Annotated in this window: 13 protein-coding genes; 11 read left to right on the top strand and 2 right to left on the bottom strand. The window is 69.7% G+C overall.

Annotated features, from left to right (window positions below):
* Positions 1 to 10: 10 nt before the first annotated feature.
* From BKA25_RS15615 to BKA25_RS15570, 10 genes are all read left to right on the top strand, one after another.
* Positions 11 to 1,093 (top strand): hypothetical protein, encoded by a 1,083-nt coding sequence (locus BKA25_RS15615; protein ID WP_069848782.1) that lies wholly within the window; start codon positions 11 to 13, stop codon positions 1,091 to 1,093.
* Between the two features lie 140 nt (positions 1,094 to 1,233).
* On the top strand, positions 1,234 to 3,483 hold the full coding sequence (gene uvrC / locus BKA25_RS15610) for an excinuclease ABC subunit UvrC (protein ID WP_084642896.1): 2,250 nt from the start codon (positions 1,234 to 1,236) through the stop codon (positions 3,481 to 3,483).
* On the top strand, positions 3,480 to 4,382 hold the full coding sequence (rapZ, locus tag BKA25_RS15605; RefSeq protein WP_069848783.1) for an RNase adapter RapZ: 903 nt from the start codon (positions 3,480 to 3,482) through the stop codon (positions 4,380 to 4,382). The genes uvrC and rapZ overlap by 4 nt, the downstream gene beginning before the upstream one ends.
* A 20-nt stretch (positions 4,383 to 4,402) precedes the next feature.
* Positions 4,403 to 5,419: a gluconeogenesis factor YvcK family protein gene (locus tag BKA25_RS15600; protein ID WP_084643635.1), complete on the top strand. Its 1,017-nt coding sequence runs from the start codon at positions 4,403 to 4,405 to the stop codon at positions 5,417 to 5,419.
* A gap of 2 nt (positions 5,420 to 5,421) precedes the next feature.
* Positions 5,422 to 6,408: a DNA-binding protein WhiA gene (whiA, locus tag BKA25_RS15595; protein WP_069848785.1), complete on the top strand. Its 987-nt coding sequence runs from the start codon at positions 5,422 to 5,424 to the stop codon at positions 6,406 to 6,408.
* Positions 6,409 to 6,793: 385 nt separating this feature from the next.
* A complete protein-coding gene (gene gap / locus BKA25_RS15590; protein ID WP_069848786.1) occupies positions 6,794 to 7,813 on the top strand; it encodes a type I glyceraldehyde-3-phosphate dehydrogenase in 1,020 nt (339 codons plus the stop codon).
* 19 nt (positions 7,814 to 7,832) lie between these two features.
* Positions 7,833 to 9,068 carry a phosphoglycerate kinase gene (locus BKA25_RS15585; protein ID WP_069848788.1) on the top strand — a complete coding sequence of 412 codons (1,236 nt, stop codon included), beginning with the start codon at positions 7,833 to 7,835 and terminating at the stop codon, positions 9,066 to 9,068.
* Between the two features lie 7 nt (positions 9,069 to 9,075).
* The gene (gene tpiA / locus BKA25_RS15580) at positions 9,076 to 9,864 is read left to right on the top strand and encodes a triose-phosphate isomerase (RefSeq protein ID WP_069848790.1); all 789 of its coding nucleotides are present in this window, start codon (positions 9,076 to 9,078) and stop codon (positions 9,862 to 9,864) included.
* A gap of 72 nt (positions 9,865 to 9,936) precedes the next feature.
* Complete coding sequence (gene secG, locus BKA25_RS15575; protein WP_069848791.1) at positions 9,937 to 10,173, top strand: preprotein translocase subunit SecG; 237 nt, start codon at positions 9,937 to 9,939, stop codon at positions 10,171 to 10,173.
* 71 nt (positions 10,174 to 10,244) lie between these two features.
* The gene (locus BKA25_RS15570; protein WP_084642897.1) at positions 10,245 to 10,586 is read left to right on the top strand and encodes an RNA polymerase-binding protein RbpA; all 342 of its coding nucleotides are present in this window, start codon (positions 10,245 to 10,247) and stop codon (positions 10,584 to 10,586) included.
* An 88-nt stretch (positions 10,587 to 10,674) separates the two neighbouring features.
* Here the strand turns inward: BKA25_RS15570 and BKA25_RS15565 are convergent, their stop codons facing one another.
* Entirely contained in the window at positions 10,675 to 11,607 is a 933-nt protein-coding gene (locus tag BKA25_RS15565; RefSeq protein ID WP_069853583.1) for a sigma-70 family RNA polymerase sigma factor, read from the bottom strand.
* A gap of 84 nt (positions 11,608 to 11,691) precedes the next feature.
* Between BKA25_RS15565 and BKA25_RS15560 the strand changes: the two genes are divergently transcribed.
* Entirely contained in the window at positions 11,692 to 12,381 is a 690-nt protein-coding gene (locus BKA25_RS15560) for an FMN-dependent NADH-azoreductase (RefSeq protein WP_069848793.1), read from the top strand.
* A gap of 227 nt (positions 12,382 to 12,608) precedes the next feature.
* On the opposite strand, the gene BKA25_RS27925 is transcribed toward BKA25_RS15560, so the two are convergent.
* The gene (locus tag BKA25_RS27925; protein ID WP_236750712.1) at positions 12,609 to 12,764 is read right to left on the bottom strand and encodes a hypothetical protein; all 156 of its coding nucleotides are present in this window, start codon (positions 12,762 to 12,764) and stop codon (positions 12,609 to 12,611) included.
* Positions 12,765 to 12,849: the final 85 nt, after the last annotated feature.

Raw genomic sequence — 12,849 nt, 5'->3', positions numbered from 1 at the left:
AGGAGGCGGCATGCAGGTCGTCGGAACTCAGCGGGCCAAGCTGCTGTCCAGCACCGCGGGCTCGTGGTTCAGGCAGCGGCTCCTGGAGACGGGCCGGGGGGCCGGACCGGCGGGCCTGGCCTACTTCGAGGTCCCCATCCCGATGCAGGGCGGTCCGACCCAACAGGCACACGCCATCCTGCTGACACCGGCCATGCTGATCGTGGTCGAACTCCGCTCGCTGCCCTGGTATCGGGGCGGCAGACTGCGGGCCGAGACCAGCGGCACCTGGACGGTGGACGGCATGGACGCAGGCCTGCGCACCGAGGAGGACGCCAATCCCGGTGAGCGGGTCACCCGACTCGTCTTCGCCTTACGCGAGCACCTGCGGGTCTCCGGCGCGCGCAGCGACGCGGTGGCCGGGTTGGTGTGCGTGGCGGGCCCCGACCTCAAGGTGCGACAGGACCGGTCCGCCGCGCGGTTCGGCGACTACCTGGTCTGTGCCAACGATCACCAGTCCTTGCGCAGGACGATCACCCGCCTCGACCGGGGTGGCCGACGGTGGAGTTCGCCGGAGGTGCACGCCGCGCTGCTGGCCCTGAACCTCGGGTTCGACGTGCCCAGCGAGGCACAGCTGGCCGAGGAGACCTTCGTCGAGCATTCGGTGCCGGAGCCCCGCCAGGGCCGCGAGGACGCGGAATCGCAGACCTGGCAGCCGGACGACGGTCAGGAGGACCCCGCGCCTCGGACCGGACCTCGTCGGCGGCGAGGCTTCAAACCGGAGGCTCTGGTGATCCCGGCCCTGATGCTGCCTGCCGTCATCGCGGTCCTGCTGTTGGTGCTGTTGTTGGTCTGGGTCGGCCGAGGCGTGTCCCAGCTGCTGACCGAGGCGGGAGCCGACCCCGCGGCCCCGTCGATCGTCCTGCGGATCGACCTCCTCGACGGATCGGATGCCTTGATCGCGTCGGAACCGGCCACGGTGGCGGACTCGGCTCCCGGCGGGCATGCCTCGGCCGCTCTCCGGCCCGATGAGGGGTCCGGGCCCACCGAGTTCCACTGGCCGGGGCAGCCGATCGTCGGGGACGGCCCCGGGACCGAGGAAGCCCCGCGATAGCCGAGGCGGACGGCCGGACACCGGCGATCGCAGGTCGCCGACCCCGACACCCGACTCCGCGGGCGCCTGTTCGGCCGCCCGAGGCGGTGGCAGTGGGTGAGCCGACAGCGTTGTCCGGGGCCGCCCGTAGGCTTGGGCGGGTGGCCGACCCATCGACGTACCGCCCCGCATCGGGTGTCATCCCGGACGAACCCGGTGTCTATCGATTCCGCGACGACACCGCCAGGGTGATCTACGTCGGCAAGGCCAAAAGCCTGCGCTCCCGGTTGTCCTCGTACTTCGCGGACCTGGCCACGCTGCATCCGCGCACCCGCCAGATGGTCACCACCGCGTCGTCGGTGGAGTGGACGGTGGTCGGCACCGAGGTGGAGGCACTCCAGCTCGAATACTCCTGGATCAAGGAGTACGACCCGAGGTTCAACGTCCGGTACCGCGACGACAAGTCCTACCCGGTGCTCGCCGTGACCCTGCACGAGGAGATCCCCCGGTTGTTCGTCTACCGGGGGCCCCGGCGCAAGGGCGTGCGGTACTTCGGCCCCTACGCCCACGCCTGGGCCATCCGCGAGACCCTCGACCTGCTGTTGCGGGTGTTCCCCGCCAGAACCTGCTCGGCCGGGGTGTTCCGCCGCCATCAGCAGATCGGCAGGCCGTGCCTGCTCGGCTACATCGGCAAGTGCTCGGCGCCGTGTGTCGGCCGCGTCGACGCCGAGGAGCACCGGTCGATCGTCGACGACTTCTGCGACTTCCTCGCGGGTCGCACCGACTCCCTGGTGCGCAAACTCGAACGCGAGATGCAGGCGGCCTCCGACGAGTTGGAGTTCGAACGCGCGGCCCGCCTGCGCGACGACCTCGGTGCACTGCGTCGGGCGATGGAGAAGCAGGCGGTCGTCCTCGGCGACGGCACCGACGCCGACGTCATCGCCTTCGCGCAGGACGAGTTGGAGGCGGGCGTCCAGATCTTCCACGTCCGAGGTGGCCGGGTCCGAGGTCAGCGTGGATGGGTCATCGACAAGACCGAGGACCCGGCCGCCGATTCCGCCGATCTGGCTGAAACGACGACGCAGCCGGATTCCGACGCTTCCGCCGCCGATGCGGAGTCGGCGCCCGAATCCGGCGAACGGTCGGGGCCCGAGCTCAGGTCCGCCGATGACGAGTCGGCGGAGGAGCCGGGCAGCACGATCTCCCCGATGCTGGTCGGCCGCTTCCTGAGCCAGTTCTACGGGGAGCAGGCGAGTCTGGCCGACCAGGCCGACGCGGGGGGCAGTCCGGTGCCCAAGGAGGTACTGGTCCCGAGGCTGCCCGAGGACACCGAGGCCATGGTCGAGTGGTTGTCCGGACTGCGCGGCTCACGGGTCAATCTGCGGGTGCCCCGCCGGGGCGACAAACGGGCCCTGCTGGGCACGGTGGCCCGCAACGCGGCGGAGGCCTTCGCCCAGCACAAGCTGCGCAGGGCGGGCGACCTGACCTCGCGGTCCAAGGCCCTGCAGGACCTACAGGAGGCGCTCGGGCTGGACAGCGCGCCCCTGCGCATCGAGTGCATCGACGTCAGCCACGTGCAGGGCAGCGACGTGGTGGCCTCGCTGGTGGTCTTCGAGGACGGCGTCGCCCGCAAGTCCGACTACCGGCGATTCGCCGTGCGCGAGGGCGCCCAGGGGGGCGACGTCGCGTCCATCGCCGAGGTGGTCCGCAGGCGGTTCGCCCGCTACCGCGCCGAGACGGCCGAGGAGCCGCCCGCGTCGCCACCGAGCCACGAACCGGTGCGGGATCCGGCGGCCGAGGACGGAATGGTCGAGACGGACGCCGCCCTGGCCTCGGCCGAGAGCGCCGAGCCTGCATCGGAGACCGCCGACCCGGTCGCGATGCCCGCCGTTCGACCCGGCCTGGACCCGGAGACCGGTAGACCGCGCCGCTTCGCCTACCCGCCCAATCTGCTGGTGGTCGACGGTGCGGGCCCGCAGGCCGCTGCGGCCGCGGACGAACTCGCCCAGGCGGGCATCACCGACGTCGCCGTGATCGGGCTGGCCAAGCGGTTGGAGGAGGTCTGGGTGCCCGGTGAGGTCGATCCGGTGATCCTGCCCAGGACCAGCGAGGCGCTGTATCTGCTGCAACGGGTCCGGGACGAGGCCCACCGATTCGCCATCGGCTACCACCGGGCGAAGCGGTCCAAGCGGATGACGACCTCGGCGCTCGACGAGATTCCCGGGCTCGGTCGCACCCGTAGGGCAGCCCTGCTGAAACACTTCGGTTCGCTCCGCAGGTTGAGGGCTGCGGATATCGAGGAGATCAGCCTGGTTCCCGGCGTCGGACGCCGCACCGCGGAGGCGGTGCATTCGGCGTTGAACGGGGACAGGAGTGGGAGTACCGCGAACGGGGAACAGGAGGGGACGTGACGAGCGCACCCGAGAACGAGGGGTCGCACGACAAGCCGGGCATCGAGGTGGCCGTGGTGACGGGGCTGTCCGGAGCCGGGCGCAGCACCGCAGCCAAGTGCCTGGAGGATCTGGGCTGGTTCGTGGTGGACAACCTGCCGCCGGAACTCATCTCGACGATGGTCGAGCTGGGCGCGCGGTCGAGCTCGGTGATCACCAGGGTCGCCGTGGTGATGGACGTCCGGAGCCGGGCGTTCACCGAGGATCTCGCCTCGGTGATCAAGGATCTCGACGCCAGGGGATACAAGCCGAGGGTGCTGTTCCTGGAGGCGACCGACGCGGTGCTGATCCGCCGCTTCGAGGCGGTCCGCCGTGGTCACCCACTGCAGGGCGACGGCAGGTTGGCCGACGGCATCGGCGCCGAGCGCGCGCTGTTGGCGCGACTGCGCGAGGAGGCCGACCTGGTGCTGGACACCACGGGGCTGTCCGTGCATCAGCTGCGGGGCAAGATCGAGGACGCCTTCGGTACCGAGGCCAGCACCCGCACCAGGGTCACAGTGTTGTCATTCGGCTATAAGTACGGTCTGCCGATGGACGCGGATCTGGTGATGGACGTCCGGTTCCTGCCCAACCCGTTCTGGATCCCGGAATTGCGGGACCAGACCGGCCAGGACTCGGATGTCAGCAACTACGTGCTCTCCCAGGAGGGCGCCGAGGAGTTCCTGCACCGCTATCACGAACTGCTGCGACTGGTCAGCGCAGGCTACCGGCGGGAGGGCAAGCGGTATCTGACGCTGGCCCTTGGCTGCACCGGCGGTAAGCACCGCAGTGTCGCGCTGTCCGAGGAGCTGTCCCGGCGGTTGTCCACCGAGGACCGATTGACCGTCAAGGTCGTGCACCGGGATCTGGGCCGCGAGTGACGGCGGGGCGGTCGGAGATGCTGCGGGCTGTCGCGCTGGGCGGCGGGCACGGACTTCAGATCACGCTCGCTGCCCTGCGCAGACTCGCGGTGCACCCGACCGCCGTGGTCACCGTCGCCGACGACGGGGGGTCGTCGGGACGGTTGCGGCGCGAGTTGGAGCTGCTGCCGCCGGGGGACCTCCGCAAGGCCCTTGCCGCGCTCGCCGACGACGGGATGGGCGCGGCTCCCTGGAGCGAGGTGTTCGAGCACCGTTTCGGCGGTGACGGGGCACTGGCCGGTCACGCGGTGGGCAATCTGCTGCTGGCCGGGCTGCTGGAGGTGATCGGCGACCCGGTCGCCGCACTGGATCAGGCCGGGGTCCTGCTGGGCATCGACGGCCGGGTGCTGCCGATGTCGACGGAGCCGTTGGACATCGAGGCCGATGTGACGGGCTTGGACGAGGATCCCGCCGTGATTCGGCGGATCCGGGGCCAGGTCGCCGTCGCGACTACCCCCGGACGAGTGAAAAGAGTCCGGCTCCACAACGCGACCGGTCCGAATCGGACCCCGACGGCGACCCCGGAAGCAGTCAAGGCGGTCCGAGGTGCCGACGTCGTTCTGCTCGGCCCCGGATCATGGTTTACCAGCGTGTTGCCGCATCTGCTCGTGCCGGAACTGCATGAGGCACTCGTCGAAACGGCCGCCAGAAAGGTCGTCGTTCTCAATCTCGTCCCTCAACCGGGCGAGACAGCCGGGTTCTCACCGGAACAACACCTGCACGTACTCTCCGAACACGCCCCCCGACTACGGGTGGATGCGGTGGTAGCGGACGTGGACTCGGTGGCGACACCGGACCGATTGCGGACCGCCGCCGCTTCGCTGGGCGGCACGGCCCATCTTCGCCGGGTCGCGGCGGCGGGAGCGCCGGAGCGACACGATCCCGAGGCGTTGGCCCGCGCCCTGTCCGAGGCCTTCACCGCTGCGGGGGCGCACGGTCGGCACGGGGATTCCGGCGGTCGCGGTGTGGCGCGGCGAGCCGAGGGAGAGGAGGACTGATCGTGGCGATGACCGCGTCGGTCAAGGACGAGCTGAGCAGGCTGACGGTGACCAAGACGTGTTGCCGTCGCGCCGAGGTCTCGTCGCTGCTGCGCTTCGCGGGGGGCCTGCACATCGTGGGCGGGAAGGTCGTCGTGGAGGCCGAACTCGACACGGGTTCGGTGGCGCGCAGACTGCGCAAGGAGATCCACGATCTGTTCGGTTATACCGCCGAGGTGCATGTGATCACCTCGGGCGGGCTGCGCAAGGGCAGCCACTACGTGGCGCGCGTCGCCGCCGACGGCGAGGGACTGGCTAGACAGACCGGGCTGCTCGATCCGAGGGGGCGGCCGGTGCGCGGGCTGCCCGCGCACGTCGTGTCCGGTGGGGTCTGCGACGCGGAGGCGGCGTTGCGAGGTGCGTTCTTGGCGCACGGCTCGCTGACCGAGCCCGGACGGTCCTCCGCGATGGAGGTGACCTGCCCGGGGCCGGAGGCGGCGTTGGCGCTGGTCGGCGCGGCCCGGCGGCTCGGCGTGCAGGCGCGCTCCAGGGAGGTCCGGGGGGCGGACCGCGTCGTGGTGCGGGACGGCGATGCGATCGGTGCCCTGCTGACCAGGCTCGGCGCGCATTCCAGTGTGCTGGCCTGGGAGGAGCGCCGGATGCGCCGCGAGGTGCGGGCCACGGCGAACCGGTTGGCGAACTTCGACGACGCGAACCTGCGTCGTTCCGCGCGGGCGGCGGTCTCGGCCGCGGCGAAGGTCGAGCGCGCGTTGGAGCTGCTCGGGCCGGAGACGCCGGAGCACCTGCTCGCGGCCGGTCGGTTGCGGCTGTCCCACCGGCAGGCGTCTTTGGAGGAGCTGGGGCAGCTCGCCGACCCGCAGATGACCAAGGACGCGGTGGCGGGCCGGATCCGGCGGCTGCTGGCGATGGCCGACAAACGGGCCAGGGACCTCGGGGTGCCGGACACCGATGCCGCGGTCACCGCCGAGATGTTGGAGGCGGAGGTCTGAGGCGCCCTCGGCCGGCTCCCACGCGGGGCGCGCGGCGTGCGACGACACCGCCGCGCGCGACACCGCCGACCCGGCGAGCCCGGGCGACCGGATGTGGACGCGTGGACGGCCGTGCCTGTCCCGCCGACGCTCGCGGACCCCGCGCGGAGCTGCATTCGACCGGCTGCCCCGGCCCGCGAGCCACTTCGCGATCGCAAGCGGCTTGTTCGAGGGGGCTGGGCAGTCGGGGACCGCTCCGGTTACCGTGTGGCTGGCTCGATCAAGAAACACATCAGGTTGTGATGACCTGTGCTTCTCATCGAGCGATAGGGTGGCGGCTGGCAGCGTGGCCATCCGTGCGTAACGCAGTGGCAATCAATCGTTCGAGTATCTGAGGAGACGCACCGTGACGGTTCGTGTAGGCGTCAACGGCTTCGGTCGCATCGGTCGTAACTTCTGGCGTGCGGTGAACGCATCCGGCCTGGATGTCGAGATCGTCGCCGTCAACGACCTGACCGACATCGGCACCCTTGCACACCTGCTCAAGTACGACAGTGTGCTCGGCACGCTCGCCGAGGAGGTCGTCGCCGAGGGCGATTCGATCAAGGTGGGCGGCAAGTCGATCAAGGCTCTGGCGGAGAAGGACCCCGCCGCGCTGCCGTGGGGTGAGCTGGGCGTCGACGTCGTCATCGAGTCCACCGGCCGCTTCACCAAGGCCGAGGACGCGCGCAAGCACATCGAGGCAGGCGCCAAGAAGGTCATCATCTCCGCGCCCGCCAAGGGCGAGGACCTCACCATCGTGCTGGGCGTCAACGACGAGAAGTACGACGGCAGCCAGGTCGTGCTGTCCAACGCCTCCTGCACCACCAACTGCGTGGCGCCGATGGCCAAGGTCCTGGACGAGGCGTTCGGCATCGTCAAGGGCCTCATGACGACGGTGCACGCCTACACCAACGACCAGGTCATCCTCGACTTCCCGCACAAGGACCTCCGTCGGGCCCGTGGCGCGGCCAGCAACATCATCCCCACCACCACCGGTGCCGCCAAGGCCACCGCGCTGGTGCTGCCGGAGCTCAAGGGCAAGTTGGACGGCATGGCCATCCGCGTCCCGGTTCCGGACGGCTCGCTGACCGACCTGACCGTGGAGCTCTCGCGCCCGGTGACCAAGGCCGAGGTGAACGCGGCGTTCAAGGCCGCTGCGGAGGGCCCGCTGAAGGGCGTCCTCGTCTACACCGAGGACCCGATCGTCTCCAGCGACATCGTCGGCTCGGCGGCGTCCTGCACGTTCGACTCGCTGCTGACCCAGACCGCGGGCCCGGACGAGGCGGACACCACCGTGAAGGTCCTCGGCTGGTACGACAACGAGTGGGGTTACTCCAGCAGGCTGGCGGACCTCGCCGCGCTGGTCGGCTCCAAGCTCTCCTGATCAGGAAGAGGACGACCCAGTGACGACGTCAGAGTCCCCTCGTGGGGACGTCGCGACAGTTGCGGACCTGCTGTCCGAGGGGGCTCGGGGTCGGCGCGTGCTGGTGCGCGCCGACCTCAACGTCCCGCTCGACGGCGCGCGGATCACCGACGACGGCCGGGTGCGGGCCTCGCTGCCCACGCTGTCGAAGCTGATCGAGGCGGGCGCGCGAGTGGTGGTGGCCGCCCACCTGGGCAGGCCCAAGGGCGTGCCCGACGAGAAGTTCTCCCTGGCCCCGGTGGCCGCCCGACTGGGCGAGTTGCTGGGCGCCGAGGTGGCGCTCGCGCAGGACGTGGTGGGGCCCTCGGCCAAGTCCGTCGTGGACGGATTGGGCGAAGGCTCGATCGCACTGCTGGAGAACGTGCGGTTCGACCCGCGCGAGACCAGCAAGGACGACGGCGAGCGCGCCGAGCTGGCCCGTGAACTGGCCGACCTGGTCGGCGAGGACGGTGCCTTCGTCTCCGACGGCTTCGGTGTGGTGCACCGCAAGCAGGCCTCGGTCTACGACGTCGCGCGGCTGCTGCCGCGTTACGCGGGCCAGCTGGTCCTCGCCGAGGTGACGGTGCTGCGCAAGCTCACCGAGGAGCCCGCCCGGCCCTACGCGGTCGTGTTGGGCGGTTCCAAGGTCTCGGACAAGCTCGCGGTGATCGAGAACCTGATCACCAAGGTCGACCGGCTGCTCATCGGTGGCGGGATGGCCTACACCTTCCTCAAGGCCAAGGGCCACGAGGTCGGCAAGTCGCTCTTGCAGACCGACCAGCTGGACACGGTGCGCGGTTTCATCGCCGAGGCCGAGCGGCGGGGCGTCGAGCTCGTGCTGCCGGTCGACGTGCTGGCGGCGACCGAGTTCGCTCCCGACGCCGATGTCGAGATCGTCTCGGCCGAGGAGATCCCCGCCGACCGCGAGGGCCTGGACATCGGCCCGCGCACCCGGGAACTGTTCGCCGAGCGGCTGTCCGACGCCGCCACGGTGTTCTGGAACGGACCGGTGGGCGTCTTCGAGTTCGAGGCGTTCGCCGGCGGCACCCGCGCGGTGGCCACGGCATTGGTGAACGGCGACTCCTTCAGCGTGGTCGGCGGCGGTGACTCCGCTGCGGCGGTCCGCGCGCTGGGTCTGCCGGAGGACGGTTTCTCCCACATCTCCACCGGGGGCGGGGCGTCCTTGGAGTTCTTGGAGGGCAAGGTCCTCCCCGGCGTCGCGGTTCTGGAGGACTGACCGACAGATGGCTGCTCGACTACCGCTGATCGCGGGCAACTGGAAGATGAACCTCAACCACTTCGAGGGCATCGCGCTGACGCAGAAGATCGCGTTCGCGCTGCCCGAGAAGTACTTCGCCAAGGTCGAGGTGGCGGTGATCCCGCCGTTCACCGACATCCGCAGCGTGCAGACCTTGATCGACGGCGACAAGCTGCTGCTCAAGTACGGCGCGCAGGACCTCTCGGCACACGAGTCCGGTGCCTACACCGGCGAGGTGTCCGGCTCGATGCTGGCCAAGCTGGGCTGCACCTACGTCGTGATCGGGCACTCGGAGCGGCGTGAGTACCACGCCGAGGGCGACGAGCTGGTCAACAAGAAGGTGCGGGCCGCGCTCAAGAACGGGTTGACCCCGATCCTGTGCGTCGGTGAGCCGCTGGAGGTCCGGGAGGCGGGTGAACACGTCGCCCACGGCCGTGCCCAGCTCCTCGCGGCACTCAAGGGCCTGAAGGCCGAGCAGGTGGCCGAGGTCGTGGTGGCCTACGAACCGGTGTGGGCCATCGGTACCGGCAAGGTCGCCACGCCTGCCGACGCCCAGGAGGTCTGCGGAGAACTGCGCGCCGCCCTCGTCGAGAAATACGGCGCCGAGGTGGGTCAACAGGTTCGGGTCCTCTACGGTGGCTCCGTGAAGTCCGGAAACATCGGGGAGCTCATTGCGGCGCCCGATGTGGACGGCGCCCTGGTGGGCGGTGCCAGTCTGGACGCCGACGAGTTCGCTAAGCTCTGCGCGCTCGCGGCGGGCGGACCACTGCCCTAGAGCTAGCCGGGCGTACCACCCGCGGTCACCGACCCGGTACCCTATGATGCCTACCGCCAACGCGAGGGTGAGATGAGACTCTTCCTGCACGTCATGCTGGTGATCTCCAGCCTGGCTCTGATCCTGCTTGTATTGCTGCACAAGGGTCGCGGGGGCGGCCTGTCGTCGTTGTTCGGCGGCGGGATGCAGTCGACCTTGTCCGGATCGAACGTCGCGGAGAAGAATCTCGACCGGATCACGTACTTCACGTCCGCGATCTGGGTCATCTGCATCGTGGCGGTGGGTCTGCTGGTCCGGGTCGAGGTCTGACTCCGGCGAGCACCATGCCGGTCTCCCCGGCCGGCATGTAGGGCGACCACGTTGTGGGGTGTTGAGCGTCGATGGCTGGTGGTAACGCAATCAGGGGCACGCGAGTCGGGGCGGGCCCGATAGGCGAGTCGGAACGAGGGGAATCGGCGCCTCGGCGTCGAGTCTCCTACTGGTGCGCCAATGGCCATGAGGTGCGGCCATCCTTCGCGGTGGAAGCGGACGAGCCGGAGTTCTGGGACTGTCCACGCTGCGGTTGTCCCGCAGGGCGTGACGAGGAGCAGCCTCCGGCACCACCGCGTAACGAGCCGTACAAGACGCACCTGGCGTACGTGAAGGAACGACGCAGCGATTCGGACGGCAAGGCGATCCTCGACGAGGCGCTCAAGAGACTCCGCGAGCGCCGAGGCGAGTAAGTCCGGCCCGAGATCCTGTCTGCACGAGAACGACGGCACCGTCCCGATCGGGACGGTGCCGTCGTTCTCGTTGGGGAGGGTGTGGCGATCACGGGTGGGGTCGGAGAGCCGCCGCACGTTCTCTCACCGACAGCCCAGGGGCGAATCGCATTCTTCGCAGTCGCGCCGATCGAGTGATCACCTCGAACTCGATGATCCGCTCCTCCTTGATCACGAAGGTCAAAGCCAGTGTGGGCCTGCCGCGATCGGTCACCACGGCGCCGGGTGCACCGTCGATCAGGACGAGTCGGGCGTAGCGGGCTCGTCCGGCGAAGAGCCGTGCCTCCTCCACGACGTTGCGCGCGCCACGCACCTCGATGGGCGCCTGTTCCGCGAGATCGCCGTCCACTCGCCGCACGACATCGCAATGCAGGATCGTCAGTAGTCGGTCGAGATCACCGCTGCGGACGGCGGCCAAGAAGGCGTCGACGATCCGGCGATGTCGGTACAGATCGGATTGGCGGGTCTCGGTGTCCCGTATCTTCTGCCGGGCTCGGACCGCCAATTTCTTCGCTGCGCCCGGGGAACGGTCGAGAAGGGGTGCGATCTCCGCGAAGGGGACGGCGAAGCTGTCGTGGAGGACCAGCGCGATGCGCTCGGCGGGTGACAACGTCTCCATCATCACCAGTAGCGCACGGCCGACCGAGTCGGACAGCACGGCCTCGTGCTCGGGATCGATCGCGTCGGGATCGGGTTCGTTCCCCGTCCGGGAGTAGTCGGATTCCGGTTCCGGCCATGGTGTCGGTCGGTCGCGTCGCGCTCGTCGACTACGCAGCATGTCCAGGCACACCCGCGCGACGACCCGGGTCAGCCAGCCCCGGAGGTTGTCGACGGCGCCCGTGTCGGAGCGGTCGTAGCGCAGCCAGGTCTCCTGCACGGCGTCCTCGGCCTCGGTGTGCGAGCCGACGATTCGATAGGCGACCGCTCGCAGGTGGCTTCGATGCTCCTCGAACCGCCGTGCGGCCTTGTCCCGTTCGTTCATCTGTCCCCTTGTGCCGCGCGGATCCGTCATGCCTGTCGTCATGTTCTTGACGACCCGCATCGACCCGATGGGACACCAGATCAGATGACTTTGCTGCGCGTCGACACGAGTGTTCGCCGACTCGGCTCCATCACTCGGGAACTCGCCGACATCATGGCGGCTACCTGGCCAGCCGACCAGGTCGTCCATCGTGACCTCACCGGCTGCCCCGACCTTCATGCGGCCTGGCACCAGGCCGCCTCGGCGGGGTTCCTGCCCGAGCCGCACTGGACGCCTGCGATGCGCCGGGGCAAGGCGCTGGCCGCCGACTTCGCCGACGAGGTCCTCGCCGCCACCGAGATCGTCGTGGGTGCACCGCTGTACAACTTCGGCACCCCGGCGAGTGTGAAATCCTGGGTCGACCTGTTGATCACCGATCCGAGGTTCGACCCGAGGCACACCTTGCCCGGACGGGCGCTGGCGGGGGTGCCGCTCACGCTGGTGATCGCGCGCGGTGGCAGTTACGCCCCCGGCGCCCCACGCGAGGGCTGGGATCACGCGACGCCCTATCTCCGACGTATCTTCGGTGACCTCTTCGGTGCGGAGGTCACCGTGATCGCCGCCGAGCTGACGGCGGCCGAAATCGATCCAGCGTTGGCCGAGCTGCGGCCGCAGGCGGACCTGTCCCGCGCCGAGGCGCGGGCCTTGGCCGAGCGCACGGCCGCGCATCTCGCCGAACGGCGGGCGCATGATCGGGAACTGTCGACCGGCACGACCGGGGTCGACGTGGGATGAGACGGAGCAGTGTCCTGCGCAGGTGCTGGGTCGCGAATGAGCCGGCGTGCTGCCTGAGGAACTCCGGGAAGCCGATGGCTACCCGATAGGGTCGACGGCATTCTCCCGTTCGGAGGATGCCGTCGACCCGGGTCCGGGTGCGCGCGGTAGAGCAGCCTGCGAGGCGGGGACGATCTCTGGGGCACTCGCGGAGCTGTCCACCCGGCTGCTGTTCGACGACGCAGGCGTTATGCGGCGGTTGTCGGTGCTGGATGAACCTGCTCTACCCGATCCGGCCTGCGATACATCTCCCAGTAGATATCGGCGAGGTCGTCGGGGTCGACGGTCGAGAACTGCGGGGCGTCGTCGACCGCTTCGAACGTGGCCTGGGCCCGGGCGCTCATCTCACTTCGGGCGATCAGCGACGCGATGCTCAGGGTTCCGGCGTAGAACCCCGCATCGGCTACGTCGGAGTGGAGTGAGTACAGA

Source organism: Actinoalloteichus hymeniacidonis, assembly GCF_014203365.1.
In the GTDB taxonomy this organism is placed as follows: domain Bacteria; phylum Actinomycetota; class Actinomycetes; order Mycobacteriales; family Pseudonocardiaceae; genus Actinoalloteichus_A; species Actinoalloteichus_A hymeniacidonis.
This window is presented reverse-complemented; position numbering and strand designations above follow the sequence as displayed.